Below are 19544 nucleotides of genomic sequence, written 5' to 3'. Positions count from 1 at the left end.
CTTCGCGCCCCCGGCGCCCGCTTCGTTCTACGGACGGTTCCGGGGGCGCGATTTCGTTCACCGGCCGAAGTGTTTGAGCCCGGGACATATGGTTAGCCGGTCTGCGTGAGGAAAAATATTTTCGTACCTGCTCTGACCGATTCCCAGCGCGATGAGATCTCGACCGTGGATGTTCCCGGTGGATTTTCTCTGCACGGCTTGCTCGATTACGACACCTTGATCACGGCCGACGACTTCGACTTCGACGAGCTGCTCGACCGGGCTCGGGCGGAGCTGCGTGCCTTCGACGGCCGGGTGGACGCGATCATCGCGCACTGGGATTTCCCCACCAGTGTGCTCGTGCCGATTCTGGCGGATGAATTCGGATTGCCTTCGCCCAGTTTGGAAAGCGTGCTGAAGAACGAGCACAAATACTGGAGCCGGGTACTACAGCGGGAATCGGTGCCGGAATGTGTACCGGATTTCTGTGCCTTCGATCCGTTCGACCCCGATGCGCTGGACAAGATCGATATTCCGTTCCCCTTCTGGGTGAAGCCGATCAAATCCCATTCCTCGCAATTGGGATTCGAAGTGACCGACGCCGAGGTGTTCGCCACCGCCATCGCGCAGATCCGCGCCGAGATCGGCCGGATCGCCGACCCCTTCGACCGCGCGCTCGAACGGGTGGACCTGCCGGAGGAGATCCGCGTGGCGGGGGGACGCACCTGCCTCGCCGAGCAGGTGGTCACCGGCACCCAGGCCGCGCCGGAGGGCACGATGTTCCGCGGTGAATACCATGTGCACGGCCTGTTCGATATGCGCAAGGACGCGGCCGGGCACAGCTTCGACCACCTGGACTATCCGGCGCGCACCGTCCCCGAGGACGTCCAGCAGCGGATGATCGACGTCACCGAGCGCTATCTGCGGCATACCGGATACGACAACGGTTGCTTCAACTCGGAGTTCATGTGGGATTCCGAGACCGGGAAACTGTGGTTGATCGAGGTCAATACGCGTATCTCGCAGTCGCACAGCGACCTGTTCGCGAAAGTCGACGGTAGCTCCAACCACAGTGTCGCCATCGATATCGCCCTGGGCAATCGGCCCCGCATGCCACATCGCAAGGGCGAATTCGCGGTCGCCGCGCAGTGCATGGTGCCCCGGTACGAGGACGGGATCGTGCGCGCGGTGCCCGGCGAGGCCGATATCGCCGCATTGCAGCGCCGTTTCCCGGGCACACTGGTGCACATCGAAGTTCAGCCCGGGGATCGTCTCTCCGACCTGCCCAACCAGGACGCCTACCGGTACAAGCTCGCGACCCTCTATATCGGGGCACCCGACGCGGACGAGCTGGAGCGGCGATACCGCGAAGCGATCGACGCCCTGCCGTTCGAATTCGCCGAGGCCGACTGAGGGGCGCCGCCGCCCGGATCGCCGCCGCATGTTTCGGCGGCGATCTCGCGGGAACCGCCGAGGGAACCGAGACGAAGGAGGAGGTGGCCGTGCCGGACGTCAAGAGTTCTGTCGACCGCAGTGCCGGACCGCAGCGGGTGCTGATCGTGGGCAGCGGTTTCGCCGGGTTCACCTGTGCCCGTCACCTGTGCCGTCTGCTGGCGAAGCAGGAACGCGATACCGAGGTCGTACTGGTCACGCCCAACGACTACATGCTGTACACACCGCTGCTGCCGGATGTGGCCGGCGGGCTCGTCGACCCGCGGTTCGTGGCGGTGTCGCTGGCCGACGCCCTGCCCCGGGTCCGGTTGGTCGTCGCCACGGCCGAATCCATCGATCTCGACAACAAGACGGTCACGGTGACCAGCGAACACCACGTTCCGCGGGAGTTGTCCTGGGATCGGCTCGTGCTGACCCCGGGGTCGGTGACCCGGCTCTTCGACATTCCCGGCCTCCCCGAGCACGGTCGCGGCCTCAAAACGGTCGCCGAGGCGTTGTACCTGCGGGAACAGTTGCTGCGGCAACTGGAGTTGGCCGACCACGAGGAAGACCCGGAGCTGCGCCGGGCGCGCCGGACCGTGGTCGTGGTCGGTGCCTCCTATGCCGGCACCGAGCTCGTCGCGCAGTTACGGGCCCTCGCCGACACCTATGCGAAGCGCCGCGAACTCGACCCCGCCGAGGTCCGTTTCGTGCTGCTCGACATGGCGGACCGGGTGATGCCGGAGGTCGGCGAGAAGCTCAGCGACAAGGTACTGACCGTGCTGCGCGACCGCGGTATCGATATCAGGCTCGGAATGTCGCTGAAGGAGCTTGCCGAGGACCATGTCGTGCTCACCGACGGCACCCGGATCGCGACCCACACCGTTGCCTGGGTGACGGGCGTGACCGGCGCGCCCGTGCTGGGCACCCTGGGACTGCCGATGGAACGTGGGCGGCTGAGCGTCGACGCCGATCTGCGAGTACCCGGCCACCCGGACGTTTTCGCCGGCGGGGATGCGGCCGCCGTCCCGGATCTGACGAAGCCGGGCAAGATCACCCCGCCGACCGCGCAGCACGCCACCCGGCAGGGCAAGGTCCTCGCCCGCAATGTGGCCGCCAGTATGGGGATCGGCACGCAGACGGTGTACAAACACCGCGATATGGGGCTGGTGGTGGACCTGGGGCCCGGCTTCGCCGTCGCGAACCCGGTGGGTGTCCGGCTCTCCGGGCTGCCCGCCAAGGCAGTGACCCGCGCCTATCACACCTACGCCCTACCCCGCGGAATCAACCGCTGGGCGATCACGCTGACCTATCTGACCAACGCGTTCGCCTCGCGCCCCCTCACGCTGCTCGGGCTGGTCGGCGCGGAGGAGGCGAGCTTCGTCAGCAGCGAGGGGATCCGCCACTGAACACACACCGCATTACCGAGCGGCGCACAGGTTGTTGCCAGGTTCGGCGGGAAAGGTGGACCGGGAAACCGTACGAGGAGGTTCCCCATGATGGTCTACGCGACGGCTGCCGCCGGGTTCGCAGTGCTCACGCTGATGGTGTTGTCCAGCCATACGGCTGCCGTGGCGCCGCGCACCCTGGTTCGGGTGCGCAACCGCTGACCTGCGGTTCAGCGATGGATCGATCCGGTATTCGCGTACAGCGGCACCACCGTCGCGCCGCCGAGCCCCACATTGGGTTGTAAGGCCAGGTACGCGTAGTCGACCTGGCGGGCACCGGCCTGGCCGCGCAGTTGCCACACCAGTTCCGCGCACTGCGCCACTCCCGTCGCACCCAGCGGATGGCCTCTGGCCGGCATGCCGCCGGAGGGATTGGTCACAACCTGCCCGCCACAGGTGTTGGCCGCGTCGGCGGCAAATCTTTCCGCAGTCCCCTCCGGCGTGAGGCCGCTGCGGGGCATTCGGGCAATCAGATCCGGGCGAGTTCGTCGCGCCAGGCCGGGCTGTCGACGTAGTTGTTGTCGTAGCGCTGCGAGCTGGCGCGGATCTCCTCGACGCTCGCCTCTCCGCGATGAACCCGCTCGAGCAGCCGGTAGTAGTCGAAGCGGTGCAGCCCCGGGGTGAAGACCACGAGCAGTTCCGCCTCGGCCCCGGCGGCCGGGGCGAAGGCATGCGGGACCGTGGGCGGCACGGTCAGGAAATCACCCCGCTCGAGGCGCACGATCTCCTCGCCGAGCAGGATCCGCACCGAACCGTCCAGCACCAGGAACATTTCGGTCGCGGCGGTGTGGAAATGCGCGGGCGCACCGGGCGAACCCTTGTGCAGGGTCGCCTTGTTCGCGGTGAGAGCACCCCCGGTGGCGCCGGCGTCGGCGAGGAGGGTGATCAGGCTCAGCGCGCCGTCCTGGAGGGTCTCGGCCTCGGCGGAACGAACGAGGATGGGAGCGGTCTGGGCGGAAGCGGTCATCGGAACTCCGTAGGTCTCGGCGGGTGCGGTACCCGTTTCTCGTCTGCTGCAGAGTCGACGGAGCAGCCTCACCGACTGTGACATCCCAGCAGCCGGGGCATCGCCGCCGCGGAAAGTGGTTCGGGCGCGGCGCGGTCCGCCACCGCGTGGTAGAGCTCCACCGGCCACTCACTTACGGGGCGCCGCCATCGTGGACAGCGTTGTGGACCACCGCCCCGGCGCTGCGCTGTCCGGGAGGGAAATCCGCGCCTGCGCCGACCGGCTGCCCCGGGGCCGATGTCTACGTCGTGGGACCGGCCGACGGTGGCCGCCTCGTGGTCTCGGGCGATCACGCGAAGAGTTGTTCGAGGATCTCGTAGCCGTGTGTCCACAGCAGTGCGGCGCCGCTGTCGGGCAGGTAGTGCCGGGTTGCGTTCGGGATCCGGCCGGCGAGAGTGGCGCCGTGATCGGGGGAATGGGTGGGGTTACCGTCCTGCCCGCCGTACCAGAGGTGAACGCGGGCAGTGAGCTCCTCGACTCGGAACGGCCAGCGCGCGAAGTGCAGGACCGTATCGCGGGCATAGCCGGCCGGGCCGTGCGCGAAGCCGGCATCCAGCGCACGACGGAAGGCCCGGGCGAAGTCCGGTCGCCGGTAGATCTCACGGTCGGCTCGGGAGCTGCCCTCGATGCTCAGCTGCCATAGGGTCTCGGCGCTCCCGAAGCGCGCGAATTCGCGCTCGGCGCCGGCCGGGTCGGCGGCCACCAGCTCGACCAGCCGCCGGACCTCCGCCGGCAGAGCTGTTCCCGGATAGGCGAGCTCGTCACCGCCGGACACGATCGCCACCGAGGAGGTGAGCCCTCGCGCTGCCAGGGCGAGGGCGAACGGGGCGCCCTGCGAGAAACCCACGACCGCGGGGTCGGCGAAATCCAACTGGCCGATATCGTCGGCCCAATCCAGCAGTGTGCGCCCCGGCATCCCGGTTGATTCCCCCGAACCGGGCCGCTCCACCGAGACCAGCCGGACGCCCGACCGGGCCGGCACTCCGGAGCCGAACCCGAGCCGGCGCCCCCACCCTGCCCCGGAACAGAACACAACCGGGCGGCCGTCGACAGGGCCCCACTCGGCCCACGCCAACCGGCGGCCGTCTCGCAACTTCGCTTCCCCGATCCGGGCAGGATCTTCCACATTCGGCACGGCCATACGGGCCATGATCGCCCGTACCCCGGCGGTCGGCGCCAACGGTTTTCTCCAAGCCGCGAACCGGACCGGGGCCGGAGCGGGTGTTCAGTGGCTGCCGGCGCTGCTGAGTTCGCCGAGTAACGCCCAGGTTCGCTCCTCGTCACGGTCCGAACCCAGGGCGGTGAGCCCGAAGATCAGTTCGTCGGCGCCGGCTTCGGCGTAGCGGGACACCGCGTCCGCCATGGTCTGCTCGTCGCCGATCACGGCCAGTTCGGCCGGGTCGGTGATGTTCTCGCGGTCCAGTAGCGCCCGATACGCAGGCATCTCGCCATATCTGTGCATCTGCTGTGCCGCTCGCTCGCGTGCGCCTGCCACGTCGGCTGTCACCACGCCACCCACCATGCCGATCACCCGGGGCATCGACCGGCCGGCTGCCGCGGCTCGTCGGGCGAGTGTGGGAATGGTGAAGTCCGCCAGTGTCTTCGGCCCGGTGAGCAGCGGGAGGGCTCCGTCGGCGAGTTCGGCCGCGACCCGCAGCGTCAGCGGGCCGGAGGCGGCCAGCAGTATGGGCACCGGCGAGTGGAGGGCCGGCATGGTGCTGCGGGCCGGAGATCTGGCCACCAGCGTCTCGCCGGTGTGGTCGACTGTGCCGGTGTGCAGCAGTTCGCGGAGGGCGGAGAGGTATTCGCGCAGGTATCGGATGCGCGGGTGGGTATTGCCGTAGCCGGCGGCGATCTCCGGCAGGGACAGGCCCAGGCCGAGTTCGAATCGGCCGCCACCGGCCGCCTGCGCTGTCTGCGCCTGCATGGCCAGCGCGTTGGGGTGGCGCGGGTGGATGGGCACGATCGCGGTACCGACCGTGGTGTCGGGAAGTTCCCGGCCGATCAGCGTGGCGACGGCCAAGGCGTCGTAGTCGAAACGCTGGGTCAGCCACACCGCGGAGACGCCGAGTTCGACGAGCTTGCGGGCCTGATCGAGTAGGTATTCGACGGGATTCACGCCGGGAGTGAGTTGTTCGTAGTAGTCGGTGGGCAGGGCAACGCCGATTCGCATCGCACAAATGTATACCAAGTTTACTTATTTACCCGGTCTATATTTCGGCTAGGCTGTCCGGTATGAATCCCGAGCCGGGTCTCCGTGAGCGCAAGAAGCGTCGAACGCGCGCGGCCATCTCCGATGCCGCCCTCCGGTTGTTCCTGGCCGACGGGTTCGATGCGGTATCGGTGGTGGACATCGCGACGACCGCGGAGGTGTCCAAACGCACCCTCTTCCAGTACTTCCCGTCCAAAGAGGACCTCGTCGTACACCGATTCGCCGACCACATCGACGATGCGGCGCGAGTAGTACGGGATCGGGCGAGGGGGCAGACACCACTGGACGCGCTCCACGCGGCGTTCCGCACCGGCCTGGACAACCACGAACCCGCCACGGGCCTGTGTGACACACCCGAAGTGGTGGGCTGCTACCGATTGGTGCTGGACACTCCGGCGCTCATCGCGCGGCTCGCCCACTTCCTCGGCGGCGGTGAGATCGCACTCGCCGCAACCCTCGGCCCGCCCGATGATCTGGATGCGCGATTGGCGGCGAGCGCGATCACCGCGGTGCGCCGCAACCTGTGCGAGGCCAACTGGCGCGAGATGGCTGCCGGGCGCAGCGCGGCACAGCGGCACCCGGTCGCGCTCGCCGAGGCCGACCGCGCCTTCGAACTGCTCGCCGAAGGATTCGCGCGGACGGTACCGACCGCGGAGTGAGACGCGGACCTCGCCTTTCCGCCGTGCCCCGGCCCCGGACCGATGAACAGCATCCGAGCGAACATGGTCCCGAGCGGCCTCGGCGGTCCGCGCATCCACCGCAGTGTCGCCGACGGCCCGGTTCGGGCGTGAGCCGGTCCCGGGCGCGCCTACCGCCGGGACCCTGTCACGCCGGCCCGCTGGTCTGCACTCGGCCACGGCCCAAGGGAACCAACCGTTAACGGTGGGTCCTCCGGGGTGCGATGATTCCGGGCGGGAGGAGGATTCGATGTCTTCGACAGATCCACGGGAACCCCGGCCACGGGTGTCGATCGGCGAATGGGTCGCGCGGGCCCTGGCGGTGGTGCTGCTGGTGCCGGTGCGGTTGCTCTGGGAGGGGGTGAAGTTGTGCGGTCGGGCGGCCGTCGCGACGGGCGTCTACGCACTGGAACGGCTGCTGGCGCCGGTGGGCCGATTTCTCTGGTACTGGGTGGTGCGCCCGCTGTGGCTGTTCGTCAAGGATGCGGTGTGGGGGTGGGCGCTCCGGCATGTGCTGTGGGGCAGGGTGCTCACGCCGTTGGGGGCGCTGCTGATGGACTGGCTGCTGCGGCCGCTGCGGCACGCGATCGAACGATGGCTCTGGCGGCGGCTGCTGCTTCCCGGACTCGAACTGCTGTGGCGCCGGGTCCTCCGACCGGTGCTGGGTGCGATCGCGTCGACCGCGGAGTGGCTGTGGCGGTGGTGTGTGGTGGGGCCGCTGCGGCAGCTGTGGCGCTGGGTGTTACGGCCGTGCGGGATGCTCCTCGCGACGATCGTGTCCTACGGCTGGCGCGGGGCGACCGCTGTGGTGCGGGTGCTGGTCGTGGTGCCGTGTGTTTTTGTCTATCGGACCGTAGTGCGGCCGGTGCTGCGTGCGCTCGCGGCAGTATGGGATTTCGTCGTCGTGCGCCCGCTCGGTTTCCTGAACCGGCGGGTATTGGTGCCGCTGAACCGGGCCGCGGCGGAGGTGCTGAACACGGTGTTCGGCCGCTGAATCCACAGACCGGCGGCGGCCCGGCCCGCCTCCGGTGGTGACGTCCCGCGGCGCGCTCGGGGTGAAAGTCCGGGCCGGTTCAGGTTTCGCGGGTGGCGACCGAGCGGATCGCGTCGACGACGGCGGCCAGCGCCATCAGCCGCACCGTATCGACATGTGCGTCGACGGTGCCGGTGGCGGCGGCGATGAAACCGTCCCCGTCGAAGCGGGTGTGCGGCGGTGTCAGGGCCCGGGAGAGACCGTCGTGGGCGCCCTGGGCGACGATGCGGCAGCCCGGTTTGTCCAGCCGGGCATTGGTGATGACAGCGCCGATGGTGGTGTGGTCGCGGGTGCGCGCGAAATCGAACCCACCCTCGAGCCGCAGCACCGCGTCCAGCGAGACATCCGCCGCACCGAGGTCGATATCGCCGAACGCGTTGACCGCGCACAACGCACCGACCACCAGATCACCCAGCCGGCGCTCGGCGTAGCCCAGGCCGCCCGGCCGGCGCAGCTCCGGCCCGCGCCACTGAGAGGTGTGGGCGCCGGTGCCCGCGCCGACGCGGCCCACGAGAATCTGCTCCCCGGCGGCCGCCCTGGCCGCGAAGTAACCGGACTCGGGGGTGGGCCGGGCCGCGGGATCGCCCGCGCCCAGGTCGAACAGTGCCAGCGTGGGGACGATCGGGACGCGCCCGGCGGGAGTAGGGACGCCGCGATCCTGTTCTTCGAGGTAGCGCATGACGCCGTCGGCCGCGGCGAGACCGAAGGCCGACCCACCGGTCAGGACGACGGCATCGATGGAGACCACGGCTTTGTCCGGGGACAGGGCATCGAGTTCACGACTGGCCGGGGCGCCGCCGCGTACCTCGCACGAGGCGACGGTGCCTGCCGGTAGCAGGAGCACCGTACAGCCGGTCCGGCCCACCTCATCGGTCCAGTGACCGACACTCACCCCGGAAATTCCGATACCCACCCGGCGGCCTCCGTTCTCCCGACTGTGCCCGCGGAAACCGGGCGCTGCACAGCGATCATCGCACCGATGGTGCGCGGCCGTGTGGAAGGTGCTGTCGCGGAACGGGGACCGCGAGGTGACACGCGCCGGCCCGGGGCCACGGAGTTCACCGTGATGCCGTGCGGGGCGAGCTCCATCGCCGGCGATTTGGTCAGGCCGATCACACCCCATTTGGAGGCCACATAGGAGGCCATGTCCGGGCTCGCGCCGCGTCCCGTCATCGACGAGGTGGTGATGATGCGGCCGTACCTGCGGGCGATCATGCCCGGGGTGACCGCGACCAGCGTGTTGAACACCCCGGTGAGGTTGCTGCCGATGACTTCGTGCCAGAGCTCGGTGGGGTGTTCACCGATCGGCGCGACCCCGGTGACCCCCGCGTTGGCGACCGCGATATCCACCGACCCGAGTTCGTCTTCGGCCCGCCGTACCAGCGCGTCCATCGCGGCCCGGTCGGCGGTATCGGCCCGCACGCTCACACACCGCCGGCCGAGCGCGGTGACCAGTTCCGCGGTATGCGCGAGGTCGGCGCGGGTGGCGAGCGGGTAGTCCAATGCGGCACTGTCCTCGCACCGATCACACAGGACGATATCGGCGCCCCGCTCGGCGAACGCGAGTGCGTGCGCGCGACACTGACCGCGTGCGGCGCCGGTCACCAGCGCGACCCGGCCCTGGAATTCCTGTGACATCGGTATCCTCCTTCGGGTGCGCGACCCGCGCACAGCAGTGGGTTCGGCCACGACCTGCGCGTGGACCGCGGCGCTCACGGTAGGGGTGCGCGGCCGGCGCCGCGGCCGGCATTCTCACTGGCCGAGACCGCGACCACCGGGCGGCGATACGGGGTCGGTAGCGTCGACTCCGCGGCGGGCGGTCCCGCCCGAGGAAGAAGTCCGCCGCCGGTCTCGGGCGGTGCCGACGCGACGGATACCGGGCGGTGGGACGAGGAAGGGGAGTTATGCCGAGGATCGCCGAAACGCGCGATGCCGCGGCACCGAGTTCCACCGAGCAGCATGCCCGGGTGGTCCGCATCCTCGACGCCGCCGCCACGCTGGCCACCGAGAAGGAACTCGAACGGGTCCAGATGCACGAGGTGGCGAAACTCGCGGGGGTCGCGGTCGCCACCCTGTACCGGTACTTCCCGTCCAAAACCCATCTGTTCGTGGCGGTCATGCTCGATCAGATCGACCGGATGCGCGCGAAATACGCCCGGCGGCCCGACCCGGAACAGAGCGCCCGGGACGCGGTCCACGACAGGTTGCTCCAGGTGGTTCGCGTGCTGCTGGGCCGGCCGCTGCTGGCCACCGCGATGATCCAGTCCAACAGCGCGGCCCGGGCGTCCGCGGTGCCGGATACGGCCGGGGTGGACCGCAATTTCCGGCACCTGCTGTACGACGCCGCCGGGAACGAGCAGGTGACCGAACGGGATGCCCGGTTGCTGCGGGTACTGATCCATTCGGTCTTCGGCATCATCCAGTCGTGTCTCAACGGGCGGATCACCATCGCGGACGCCGAAGCGGACCTGCGCATGGCGTGCGATCTGCTGCTCGCGGAATGGCCGGAGTCGTTCAGGCGGTGAGACCGCGCCGGATCACCTTCCCGGTCGCGTTGCGGGGCAGCGGGTCGGTGCCGATCCGCCAGCGGCTGGGCACTTTGTAATACGACAGCCGGGCGGCGGCGTATTCGTGCAGTTGCGCCTCGTCGACGGTCGCACCCGGGCGTACCACGACGATCGCCGCCACCTCCTGCCCCAGATCCTCGTGTGGAACACCTACGACAGCGCACTCCGCGACCGTCGGATGTTCGTCCAGGCACTGCTCGATCTCGGTGGGGTAGACGTTCTCGCCGCCGCGCAGGATCAGATCCGAGCGGCGGCCGGTCAACCGCAGCCGCCCGTCTTCGAGGACGCCGAAATCGCCGGTGCGCAACCAGCGGTCCGGGGTGATCGCGGCGGCAGTGGCTGCCTCGTCCGCCCAGTAGCCGAGCATGACGAAGGGGCTGCGCACGCACACCTCGCCCTCGGTGCCGTCGGGGACACGCTCCCCGAACGGGTCGCGGATCTCCACCGATACGGTGAGAATCGGCCGGCCGAGCGTGCCGGGGTACTGCTCGAGCTCGGCGGTCGTGGCGACCGCTATGGCGGTACTGCATTCGGTGAGCCCGTAGCTGTCGACCAGGGCGTCGCGGGCGAACGGGAACCGCTGCCGCAGCCGGTCCTTGAGCGCGATCGACGACGGGGCCGAGGCGAGTGCGAACGCCGTCAACGACGAGAGGTCGTAGTTGTCGATATCGCCGTGCTCGAGCAGGCGTGCGGCCATGGTCGGCACCGCGCCCCAGTTCGTGACCCGTTCCCGTTCGATCAGTCCCAGCACCGGATCCGCGGCGAAAGCGCCCTGATACATCACCACGGTGCCCCCGGTCGCCAAGCGTGGCACCACCAGGTTGTGCAGGCCGGCGATATGGAACAGCGGTGAGGTCAGCAGATAGCGCAAGGGACTCGGCTCGGTCTCGGAATAGGCGCGCCCGGTGAACGCCGCCGCCATGGCGTCGGAGAAACGGTGGTAGTCGACGACCGCGAGCAGGTTGCGCTGGGAATGCAACGCGCCTTTCGGCCGGCCGCTGGTGCCGCTGGTGTAGAGGATGACCGCCGGATCGTCCTCGTCGACCTCGGGCCGGGGCAGTTCGGCGCCGGAGTGGGCCGCGACGAGCCGCGGAACGTCTGTCTCGACGGTGAGCACGGCGATCTCCGCGGTATCGATATCGGCCAGGAGCGCGGCGCGTTTGGCATCGACGATCAGCACCCGCGGCCGGCTGTGTTCGAGTCCGTACTCGATCTCCCGGGGCGTCCACCAGCTGTTCAGCCCGACGGTGACGGCGCCCAGGCACTGCGCGGCCCAGAACGCCGTCACCCATTCGGGACAGTTGGCGGCCAGCAGCGCGACCCGGTCGCCCCGGCGTACGCCGTACTCGTCGCGCAACGCGGTGGCCAGCGCGGCGACGGCATCCGCGTGCTGCGCATAGGAGATACGGCGGTCGGCGGTCACCAGGTAGTCGCGGTCCTGCCAGGCCCGGGACGCGGCCACCAGGTCGCCGACCGCGCGCCCGCGCTGCCGCAGCACGGGCATGGTGGCGCCGAGCACCTGTTCCGCGGTGATCTCGAACCGGCCACCCGGCCCGGTCAGCTGCGTGATGACTTCGTTGAGGCGCTGCTGTGCGTCTGCCGGTGTCGTCATGGTGGCGACCCTCTCGTTCACGGTGCGTAGCGGCTGACAACCTCTCACGGCGTGCCGGAAAGCCGGGCGGTCGTTGCCACTGAGCGAGACCACCGTCCGCGGTCGAAACCGTGGCGCGGCCACCGTCCGCGGCACCATGCGCCGCACGGTGCCGCACACGACGAACAGTGGGAGACGATCGACAATGGGTTCATCCGAGGGCAAGGTGGCCATCGTGACCGGCGGCGGTCAGGGCGTGGGGCAGGGTATCGCCTACGCGCTCGCGGCGGAAGGTGCGGCGCTCGCGGTGATGGGGCGAACCGAGGCCACCCTCCGCGCCACCACCGAGCACATCCGCGCGGCCGGGGCCGGGCCGCGCCCGTGGTGTGCGATATCGGCGGGACCGATCGGCTGGAGCCCTTGGTCGAGCAGGTGGCCGAGCTCTTCGGCGGGGTGGACATCCTGCGGCTGATGCAGGCCTGCCATCCGTATATGAAGGCCCGGGGGCGGTGGGGCGATCGTCACTATGGTCACCTCGGCGGCGGTGCGCTGGGATGCCGGCGGATACGTGTCTGTACGCGGCCACCAAGGAGGCGATGCGTTCGCTGACCCGGACCGCCGCCAGCGAATGGGGCCGGAACGGCATCCGGGTGAACGCGGTCGCCCCGCACGCCCTGTCACCCTGCGGACGCGGGCAGGTTCACGGGGGAGAGGTACGCGCGGCGGCCGCCGGACTCGTCCGGGCCGGATCATGAGCTGTGCTCGCGGGTAACTCGTCGTTTCCGCTCCGGGGGAGCCGGCGAGTGTTACTGTGGTTCGAGAATCAATTTCAGTTTTTGCCTATAAAAGGCTTCTGAACAGCTCTCTTGGAGAAGTCGATGACCATCATTGATTCGGGGAACGGCACTGCCGAGCAGACCGGCGAACCGGACCTGCCGCTGTCCATGGTCGAGCGGATGACCCGGATCCTGGATGCGTTCGACAACCGGAGCTCACGGCTGCCCCTCGAGGAGGTCGCGCGGCGCGCGCGGCTGCCGCGCTCCACCGTCTACCGCATCCTGCATCAGCTCACCGAGTCCGCTTGGGTCGAGCACACCTCCCTCGGCTACGCGCTCGGCCGCCGCGCACGCGGTCTCGGCGGGGACGGGCACGACCGGATCCGGGCGGCGGCGGCCCCGCTACTGCACGAACTGCACCTGCGGACCGGCCTGGTGGTGCACCTGACGGTGCTCGACGGCGGCGACACCGTCTACCTCGACAAGGTCGGCGGGCGGTTCGCCACCCGGCTGCCCTCCCGGGTGGGCGGGTCCGCCCCGGCCTATGCCACGGCCGGCGGAAAAGCGATCCTGGCGGCTCTGGAACCGGAGTCGGTCGACCGCCTCTACCGCCCGTCCCTGCCCCGCCGCACCGGCCGGACGATCGCCGAGCGCGCGAGCCTGCATTACGAACTCGGCCGCATCCGGCTGCGCGGCGGGCTCGCCTTCGACGACAGCGAATCGGCGCCCGGGGTGGCCTGTGTCGGCGCCGCGGTGCGCGGTGACGCCGGTCCGGTCGCCGCGGTCTCACTGTGCGGCGACGCGAGCACCGCGCGGCTCGACCGGGTCGCGCCACTGGTGATGAACCTGTCCCGCGAGATCTCGCGCACCCTGTTCCCCGGTCCTCGCGACCGGACGGAGCCGACCGCAGGCGTTCGACCGCTGGAAGCGCTGGGCTCGCACTGAGCCACCGGCCCCGGTGATCGTCTCGCTCACCGGAAGGCTCTCGGACAGAACAGCGAAACGACCGGCAGCCTCGGCGTCGGGACGGCGTGGGTCTTGCTCGCCTTCGCCGATCCCCGGCTGCAGGAGGAGATCTGGGGTGCCGATCCGGACACCTGGGTCGCGTCACCGTACGCGCCGATGGGCGTGGCCACCCCCGTCGCCGGCGGCTATCTGCTCAACGGACGCTGGTGGTTCTCCTCCGGGACCGACCACTGCCAGTGGGCGTTCCTGGGTGCGCTGGTCGGCGATGCCGCCGGCAAGCCGGTCCGGTGGCGGAGCGCTGCACTACCGGTTCCCCATGCGGCGGTTCTTCCGTGACCCGCACGCCGGGCCGGCGCACGCGATCCATGTGCCCGGCTCCATCTTCCACGCCTCGGCGTTGACGCAGCTCGGTGGAGAACCGCAGGGCATGCACCGCTCGATGGTCTGAACCGGGCAGAGTCCGGGTCCCGTCAGCGCCGGTGGGTCATCTCGGCGAGGCGCAGGTCGCGGGTGCGGGATTGGTGGGTCTCCACGGTTTTCGCCGCACGGTCGGGGTCGCGGTCGCGGATGGCCTCGAAGATCTGCGGGCGACGGTGGCCTCCAGGGCGATTCGGGTTTCGCAGATATCGAGGATCTTCTCCGGCGTGCGGAGCCGGACGACGAAACCGCGTGTCTCCTTCGTCGGCGTCGAACTCGACGCGTACGCCGAGCGGGTCCGGGATATCGAGACCGCAGCCGTAACCCTCGTACTGCGTGCGCACGGTGTCGATCTGGAGCGCTTCCCGCCCGTCGTGGTCTCGATGCTGCTCACCGGCGCGGCGCGCATCCTCGGCAACGAAGGGGCGGTGGGGATGCGGCGGGGGCATGCCGAGCTGCGGGCGTTCGTCGAGGGGCTCATGGGGCAGTACGCGATGCCCGCGAAGTGAGAACCGTTCGTCGTCACCGGTGACCGACGCTCGGCCGGAGCAGTGTCGTTTGTGGTCGGCGGGCGGTCAGTCACGCAGGGCGCGGTCGCGCAGGAGCGCCAGCGTGCGCGACAGAATGCGCGAGATCTGCATCTGGGAGACATTCAGTTCGGCCGCGATCTGCGCCTGGGTGCGGTTCTCGAAGAATCGCATATGCAGCACCCGCTGGTCGCGCGCCGGGAGGTCCCGCAGCAGGGGTGCGATGGTCAGGGCGTTCTCGGTGAGCTCGTAGGACGGATCCTCGTCGCCGAGGGTGTCGGCGCTCTTCGCCGCCGTCCCGCTGCTGTCGTTCTGCTCCACCGAGGCGTCGAGCGAATCGGTGCGATAGGCATTCCCGGCCAGCAGCGCCTGGGTGACCTCGTTGAGGTCGAGATTCATCGCCACGGCGATATCGAGCGCGGTCGGGGTGCGGCCGAGTTCCTGGCTGAGGCGTTCGATGGTGGGGCCGAGGGCGAGCTGGGTTTCCTTCAACCGCCGCGGGACACGGACCGCCCAGGTGTGGTCGCGGAAATGGCGGCGGACCTCACCCATGATGGTGGGCACCGCGAAGGCCAGGAAGCTGGCGCCCCGGGTCGCGTCGTACCGGTCCACGGCCAGCACCAGGCCCAGGGAGGCGATCTGGTGCAGATCCTCGTAGGTTTCCCCGCGGCCGGTGAACCGGCGCGCGATGTGATCGGCCAGCGGCAGACAACGCCGCATGATCTCCTCGCGCAACTCCGGTCGCCCGGGGTCGTCGCTGTCCATCTCCGCGAGCTGCTCCAAGAGCGGCTCGATCCCGTCGTAGCTGTCGGTACCGCGGCTGGCCCGCCGCGCGGTGGTGGGGGAGTCGTATGCGGCCACAGTCGTCATCGAGAACCTCGCTTTCCGTTGCCTCCGCCTCGATCGGCGCCGTCGGAGGGCGACACAATCCCCGGCTACCGCCTCGCGGCGTCGGCAATCAAGATCGACCCGCTTCTTTCGTTTTATGGATCGCCTAGGCCGGTGGGCTTCGTTTTCCGGACAGTGGCTGCGGTCGGCCGGTCACTCCGCTCATGCGGGCGGCCGCGGTCGCGGATACTGGACGCCTCCGGGCGTTCTGTCCGGGGGCGACAGCACGACCGGTAATGCGTCAGCCGTTCGGCTCGGTGCGTGGCGGTCATGAGCGTGGTGCGGGCTCCTCCCAGGAGCCGCCCGCCGGGAATCGGCGGGTCGTCGGGGCCACAGCGTTCGTCGGCCGGTTTGATCCGGGCGAGTACACAGGGTGTCGTACAAGAGAACGACCATCGTTCCACTTGCGCGACCACCGATGGTGCGTTCGACCCGACGGAAGGCTGTTCATGCAGAGTCTGGCGTTCGACAGCGAGGACCTCGGTGCGACCGAGGCATTCCTCAACGACGCCTACACCCGGATGCAGATCGGCAACGACAGCCCGCGCGGGGTGCGCACCCGCATCCGCCGCGACATGCTCGGCACGGTCAGTCTCGACCGGCTGGACCTGGGTTTCGATATGGCCTACGACGCCGACCCGCTGAACAAGGTCTGCCTGGTGACGGTGCACTCCGGGACGGTCGAGGAGGATTACCACGGTGCGGGCCGCGACACCTTCACCCCCGGCGACTCCGGCCTGCTCACACCGCACGATCTGCCGTATTCCGGGGTGATCCGCTCCGCGCGCTACGACATCACCATGTTCGGCCCGGAGCTGCTGGACCGTCTCGCGACCACCGCCGATCCGGCGGATCCCGTCCGGCTCAGCGGCCACCGGGCAGTGAGCCAGGCGGCGAACCGGCAGCTGACGGCGGTGATCACCCACCTGCAACGGGTCGCCACCGACCCCGCCACTGCGGACAGTCCACTGCTCGCCGCGACCGGTGCCGACTATCTCGCCGCGACCGTGCTCGCCACCATGCCGACCACGGCGGTGACCGATGCCGCGGCCGCCGACCGCCGCGACGCTCACCCGGAGACGGTGCGCCGCGCGGTGGCCTATCTCGAATCGCATCTGCACGAGGATGTGACGATCACGGAGGTGGCGGCCGCGGCATTCGTGACGCCGCGCGCCCTGCAGCTGGCGTTCCGGCGCCATCTCGGCACGACACCGCTGCGGTACCTGCGCAGGCTGCGGCTGGCCGGCGCGCACGACGACCTGCGCGCCGCCGCGGCCGGGGACGGGCGGACCGTCGCGACCATCGCCTACCGGTGGGGTTTCGCCCATCCGGGCCGCTTCGCGATCGCGTACCGCCATCACTACGGGCGCCACCCGTCGGAGGTTCTGCACACCTGAGTCCGGCGCCGCGGTTTGCGGTACCTCGCCGGGGCCGCCGCCCCGGCGGAGGTGTGCGGGCCCGGTCGCTGGGTAGCACGCCGGGGAAATCCGCCCACCGGACCGAGGAGTGCACCATGACGCATGCGGCCGAAATGCTGGACCTGTACCCGCACGACCTGGACGGAATCGACCGCACCGCACTGACCCGGTGCATCGAGGAATGTTCTCCTGCGCGCAGGTGTGCACCGCGTGCGCGGACTCCTGCCTGAGCGAAGCCACGGTCGCCGACCTGGTCACCTGTATCCGCACCGACCTGGACTGTGCCGAGATCTGCGATACCACCGGTCGCGTGCTCACCCGGCACACCGGCGGTCGCGCCGCGCCGACCCGGCCATTGCTCGAGGCCTGCGCCGCCGCATGTGCGGCGTGCCGGGAGGAATGCCTGCGGCATGCCGGTATGCACGAGCACTGCGAGGTGTGCGCCGAGGCATGCCGCCGCTGCGAGCAGGCCTGCCGGAACCTGCTCGCGACGCTCGGCTGACCGGGGCGTGGCGGCCACCCGGGACGAGCCGGTGGGCCGCTGTGGCCGTGCTCATCGCGGCGTGGCGTCCGCGATTCTCGGGGCCTCGGTGCCGGGCACGACCGTGAACTCGAGCCCATAGTTGTTCAAGGTGGCGGGCAGCGGTGCGGCAGGGCCGAGCGGCGGATGCGAGCGCAGGCGTAGTTCGGGCCCGGACACCAGATGCGCCAGCAGTGCGCTGGTGACGAACAGGACCAGATTCCGTCCCGGGCATTCGGCGGGGCCGGCGCTGAACGGCACCAGCTGCGGATACTCCTGGGCGCGCCCGTCCAGCCAGATCTCGGGTACGAACCGGTCGGCGAACGGCAGCGTGTCGCGATCGCGATGGAAGGCCGGAGCCACGATCACCAGTGCCGCCCCGGGCTCCAGCGCGAACTCCGCCGAGCCGGACCGCCACCGTGTCCACTCGGTGGTATCGCGCAGGATGACCGGAGTGGTGGGCCACAACCGGATCGATTCGAGCACACAGGCCCGGAGGTAGGGCCGCAGCCCGGCGGTGCCGGGGTCCTCGGCTTCGGCGCGGGCCCGCGCCCGCTGGTCCGGATGGTCGGCCAGCAGGGCCAGGGTCCGCGAGAGCGCTATCCCGGCGGCGTCGAAGGCGAACAACCACTGCGGCATCTGACCCACCGGGTCGATCGCTCCGGCAGCGGGTACCGCGGCCAGCGCGCCCGCCAGGCTGTCCGGTTCCGCCGACTCCACGTAGTCGTACAACCGGGCGAGGAACCGGTCGCGGCGTTTGCGGTGCGGAGGTGCCAGGAACGACCAGTTCGCGGCCGACCGCAGCCGCCACAACTCGTCGGTGATCGCGTCATCGTGCCGGGCCCGCTCACCGAGCGCGATCCGCCGCACCAGCCGCCACCACGCGGCCGTGAACGTTCCGGCGTCCAGCACCCCGCGCCCGCGGGCGCGGGTGAGCAGATCGTGTGCCTCGTCGGCGACCTTCGCCGCGAACGGCGTCGCGAGCCGGTGCAGGGGTGCGCCGGTGTCGAGTGCCGCCTCGTTCACCGCGCGCCGCCGTTCGCGGACCGGTCCCTGCGACACCAGCACGCCGTGCGGCTGGAACTGTCCCAGCGCGGCGCGTTTCTCCCGATTCGCCGGGTCGAACGGGGTGGGCGCTTCGTCGAGTACGCGGCCGACATCCTCGGGGTCGAGGACCACGATGATCCGACGGCCGGGCACCACCAGTTCGACCGGTCCGCGGCCGAACTCCGCGCGCAGGGCGCGGATCCGCTCGATCGCGCGTTCGTCGGCACGGAGACGTTCCAGCAGCCCGAGCATCGGCCGGCGGCGCGCGATCACCCCCGCGGCGATCGCCGGGAAACCCAGATCCACCAGGGTGGTGGCCGCCCGGATTCCGGTGAGCCGGTGTCCGTGCACATCCGCCATGCCGTTCTCCTCCCGTTGCCCTGGCCGGCGACTGCCGGCGTCGGGCGCGTACCCGGGGGCGGGCCGGTGAAACGGAACACGGCCGCTGGGCAGGCCCATCGACCTCGGACGATCTCTCCGCGTGTGCGACGATCGGCATTGCGGACGCGATAGGGTTCCGGTCGTGGCCGGGCGGCGTCCGCATCCCCGCTATCGGCCCCGCGCTGCTCCCGGGCGGCGTGCGGCGCGATAATGGTCCCCATCGGCATTTGCGGAGGTACATGATGTCTCAGGCGATCGAGGGCATCGACCCGGCCGTGCCGCCCAGCGGCCCGGGGTGTGTCGAATGCGAACAGGCGCGGGGCTGGTGGGTGCATCTGCGGCGGTGTGCCCAGTGCGGTCATATCGGCTGCTGTGATTCGTCTCCCGCCCGGCATGCCACCGCGCACTTCACCGCGACCGGGCACCCGTTCGTGCAGAGTTACGAACCGGGCGAGGACTGGTTCTGGGACTACCGGTCCGGTGAGATGTACGGGGCCGGCCCGGAACTCGCGCCGCCACGGGAGCATCCGGGCTCGCAGACCGTGCCCGGGCCGCGGGATCGGGTACCGGCGGACTGGCAGGACCATATCCACTGAGATCGCCGGCCGGCCCCGCCTGTGCCGACGAGCCGCGAAATTCGATCGGCGAGAGTCGATGAAC

The 19544-nt window shown here is 69.9% G+C and carries 16 protein-coding genes and 5 pseudogenes; 12 read left to right on the top strand and 9 right to left on the bottom strand.

The window, feature by feature from the left end:
- Nucleotides 1-105 precede the first annotated feature (105 nt).
- Nucleotides 106-1392, top strand: coding sequence for a hypothetical protein (locus tag ACLML9_RS06570; RefSeq protein WP_411944632.1), 1287 nt, complete (start codon nt 106-108; stop codon nt 1390-1392).
- Nucleotides 1393-1481: 89 nt separating this feature from the next.
- Nucleotides 1482-2819, top strand: a complete 1338-nt coding sequence (locus tag ACLML9_RS06565) for an NAD(P)/FAD-dependent oxidoreductase (RefSeq protein WP_411944643.1) — start codon at nt 1482-1484, stop codon at nt 2817-2819.
- A gap of 209 nt (nt 2820-3028) precedes the next feature.
- Here the strand turns inward: ACLML9_RS06565 and ACLML9_RS06560 are convergent.
- The 4 genes and pseudogenes from ACLML9_RS06560 to ACLML9_RS06545 all read right to left on the bottom strand — a co-directional run.
- Nucleotides 3029-3307 (bottom strand): annotated as a pseudogene (locus ACLML9_RS06560) (thiolase C-terminal domain-containing protein); the annotation flags it as partial.
- A 20-nt stretch (nt 3308-3327) separates the two neighbouring features.
- Nucleotides 3328-3825, bottom strand: a complete 498-nt coding sequence (locus ACLML9_RS06555; RefSeq protein ID WP_411944631.1) for a cupin domain-containing protein — start codon at nt 3823-3825, stop codon at nt 3328-3330.
- A 328-nt stretch (nt 3826-4153) separates the two neighbouring features.
- The gene (locus ACLML9_RS06550) at nt 4154-5005 is read right to left on the bottom strand and encodes an alpha/beta fold hydrolase (RefSeq protein WP_411944630.1); all 852 of its coding nucleotides are present in this window, start codon (nt 5003-5005) and stop codon (nt 4154-4156) included.
- A gap of 84 nt (nt 5006-5089) precedes the next feature.
- On the bottom strand, nt 5090-6037 hold the full coding sequence (locus ACLML9_RS06545; protein ID WP_411944629.1) for a TIGR03564 family F420-dependent LLM class oxidoreductase: 948 nt from the start codon (nt 6035-6037) through the stop codon (nt 5090-5092).
- A 62-nt stretch (nt 6038-6099) separates the two neighbouring features.
- Here ACLML9_RS06545 and ACLML9_RS06540 point away from each other — a divergent pair, with 62 nt between their 5' ends.
- Complete coding sequence (locus ACLML9_RS06540) at nt 6100-6735, top strand: TetR family transcriptional regulator (RefSeq protein ID WP_411944628.1); 636 nt, start codon at nt 6100-6102, stop codon at nt 6733-6735.
- Nucleotides 6736-7003: 268 nt separating this feature from the next.
- The gene (locus ACLML9_RS06535; RefSeq protein WP_411944627.1) at nt 7004-7747 is read left to right on the top strand and encodes a hypothetical protein; all 744 of its coding nucleotides are present in this window, start codon (nt 7004-7006) and stop codon (nt 7745-7747) included.
- Nucleotides 7748-7826: 79 nt separating this feature from the next.
- Here ACLML9_RS06535 and ACLML9_RS06530 read toward each other — a convergent pair whose 3' ends face one another.
- Nucleotides 7827-8699, bottom strand: a complete 873-nt coding sequence (locus tag ACLML9_RS06530; RefSeq protein WP_411944626.1) for a P1 family peptidase — start codon at nt 8697-8699, stop codon at nt 7827-7829.
- The gene (locus tag ACLML9_RS06525) at nt 8675-9424 is read right to left on the bottom strand and encodes an SDR family NAD(P)-dependent oxidoreductase (RefSeq protein WP_411944625.1); all 750 of its coding nucleotides are present in this window, start codon (nt 9422-9424) and stop codon (nt 8675-8677) included. Before ACLML9_RS06525 ends, ACLML9_RS06530 begins: the two co-directional genes overlap by 25 nt.
- Nucleotides 9425-9690: 266 nt before the next feature.
- Here ACLML9_RS06525 and ACLML9_RS06520 point away from each other — a divergent pair, with 266 nt between their 5' ends.
- Nucleotides 9691-10311 carry a TetR family transcriptional regulator gene (locus ACLML9_RS06520; protein WP_411944624.1) on the top strand — a complete coding sequence of 207 codons (621 nt, stop codon included), beginning with the start codon at nt 9691-9693 and terminating at the stop codon, nt 10309-10311.
- On the opposite strand, the gene ACLML9_RS06515 is transcribed toward ACLML9_RS06520, so the two are convergent.
- Complete coding sequence (locus tag ACLML9_RS06515; RefSeq protein ID WP_411944623.1) at nt 10301-11965, bottom strand: class I adenylate-forming enzyme family protein; 1665 nt, start codon at nt 11963-11965, stop codon at nt 10301-10303. The genes ACLML9_RS06520 and ACLML9_RS06515 overlap by 11 nt on opposite strands.
- Nucleotides 11966-12149: 184 nt before the next feature.
- Here ACLML9_RS06515 and ACLML9_RS06510 point away from each other — a divergent pair.
- The 4 genes and pseudogenes from ACLML9_RS06510 to ACLML9_RS06495 all read left to right on the top strand — a co-directional run.
- A pseudogene (locus ACLML9_RS06510) lies at nt 12150-12627 on the top strand (SDR family NAD(P)-dependent oxidoreductase); the annotation flags it as partial.
- A gap of 195 nt (nt 12628-12822) precedes the next feature.
- Nucleotides 12823-13665, top strand: coding sequence for an IclR family transcriptional regulator (locus tag ACLML9_RS06505; RefSeq protein ID WP_411944622.1), 843 nt, complete (start codon nt 12823-12825; stop codon nt 13663-13665).
- 27 nt (nt 13666-13692) lie between these two features.
- Nucleotides 13693-14134, top strand: a pseudogene (locus tag ACLML9_RS06500) (hypothetical protein); the annotation flags it as partial.
- 232 nt (nt 14135-14366) lie between these two features.
- A pseudogene (locus ACLML9_RS06495) lies at nt 14367-14612 on the top strand (TetR/AcrR family transcriptional regulator); the annotation flags it as partial.
- A gap of 66 nt (nt 14613-14678) precedes the next feature.
- Here the strand turns inward: ACLML9_RS06495 and ACLML9_RS06490 are convergent.
- Nucleotides 14679-15500, bottom strand: coding sequence for a SigB/SigF/SigG family RNA polymerase sigma factor (locus ACLML9_RS06490; RefSeq protein WP_411944621.1), 822 nt, complete (start codon nt 15498-15500; stop codon nt 14679-14681).
- 467 nt (nt 15501-15967) lie between these two features.
- On the opposite strand from ACLML9_RS06490, the gene ACLML9_RS06485 reads away from it, so the two are divergent.
- Nucleotides 15968-16915 carry a helix-turn-helix transcriptional regulator gene (locus ACLML9_RS06485; protein WP_411944620.1) on the top strand — a complete coding sequence of 316 codons (948 nt, stop codon included), beginning with the start codon at nt 15968-15970 and terminating at the stop codon, nt 16913-16915.
- Between the two features lie 116 nt (nt 16916-17031).
- A pseudogene (locus ACLML9_RS06480) lies at nt 17032-17438 on the top strand (four-helix bundle copper-binding protein).
- Between the two features lie 51 nt (nt 17439-17489).
- Here ACLML9_RS06480 and ACLML9_RS06475 read toward each other — a convergent pair.
- On the bottom strand, nt 17490-18863 hold the full coding sequence (locus ACLML9_RS06475) for a cytochrome P450 (RefSeq protein WP_411944619.1): 1374 nt from the start codon (nt 18861-18863) through the stop codon (nt 17490-17492).
- A 263-nt stretch (nt 18864-19126) separates the two neighbouring features.
- Here ACLML9_RS06475 and ACLML9_RS06470 point away from each other — a divergent pair, with 263 nt between their 5' ends.
- A complete protein-coding gene (locus ACLML9_RS06470; protein WP_411944642.1) occupies nt 19127-19480 on the top strand; it encodes a UBP-type zinc finger domain-containing protein in 354 nt (117 codons plus the stop codon).
- Nucleotides 19481-19544 lie beyond the last annotated feature (64 nt).

Origin of the sequence: Nocardia sp. NPDC002869 (genome assembly GCF_046764065.1) — a bacterium.
In the GTDB taxonomy this organism is placed as follows: domain Bacteria; phylum Actinomycetota; class Actinomycetes; order Mycobacteriales; family Mycobacteriaceae; genus Nocardia; species Nocardia rhamnosiphila.
The sequence above is the reverse complement of the archived record's forward strand: the minus strand, read 5'-3'. Positions and strand labels throughout refer to the sequence as shown.

Excerpts from the sequence above, each read along its gene's own strand:
- ACLML9_RS06555 (WP_411944631.1), bottom strand. The coding sequence starts at position 3,825 with ATGACCGCTTCCGCCCAGACCGCTCCCATCCTCGTTCGTTCCGCCGAG.
- ACLML9_RS06550 (WP_411944630.1), bottom strand. The coding sequence starts at position 5,005 with ATGGCCGTGCCGAATGTGGAAGATCCTGCCCGGATCGGGGAAGCGAAG.
- ACLML9_RS06545 (WP_411944629.1), bottom strand. The coding sequence starts at position 6,037 with ATGCGAATCGGCGTTGCCCTGCCCACCGACTACTACGAACAACTCACT.
- ACLML9_RS06540 (WP_411944628.1), top strand. The coding sequence starts at position 6,100 with ATGAATCCCGAGCCGGGTCTCCGTGAGCGCAAGAAGCGTCGAACGCGC.
- ACLML9_RS06535 (WP_411944627.1), top strand. The coding sequence starts at position 7,004 with ATGTCTTCGACAGATCCACGGGAACCCCGGCCACGGGTGTCGATCGGC.
- ACLML9_RS06525 (WP_411944625.1), bottom strand. The coding sequence starts at position 9,424 with ATGTCACAGGAATTCCAGGGCCGGGTCGCGCTGGTGACCGGCGCCGCA.
- ACLML9_RS06520 (WP_411944624.1), top strand. The coding sequence starts at position 9,691 with ATGCCGAGGATCGCCGAAACGCGCGATGCCGCGGCACCGAGTTCCACC.
- ACLML9_RS06515 (WP_411944623.1), bottom strand. The coding sequence starts at position 11,965 with ATGACGACACCGGCAGACGCACAGCAGCGCCTCAACGAAGTCATCACG.
- ACLML9_RS06505 (WP_411944622.1), top strand. The coding sequence starts at position 12,823 with ATGACCATCATTGATTCGGGGAACGGCACTGCCGAGCAGACCGGCGAA.
- ACLML9_RS06490 (WP_411944621.1), bottom strand. The coding sequence starts at position 15,500 with ATGACGACTGTGGCCGCATACGACTCCCCCACCACCGCGCGGCGGGCC.
- ACLML9_RS06485 (WP_411944620.1), top strand. The coding sequence starts at position 15,968 with ATGCAGAGTCTGGCGTTCGACAGCGAGGACCTCGGTGCGACCGAGGCA.
- ACLML9_RS06475 (WP_411944619.1), bottom strand. The coding sequence starts at position 18,863 with ATGGCGGATGTGCACGGACACCGGCTCACCGGAATCCGGGCGGCCACC.
- ACLML9_RS06470 (WP_411944642.1), top strand. The coding sequence starts at position 19,127 with ATGTCTCAGGCGATCGAGGGCATCGACCCGGCCGTGCCGCCCAGCGGC.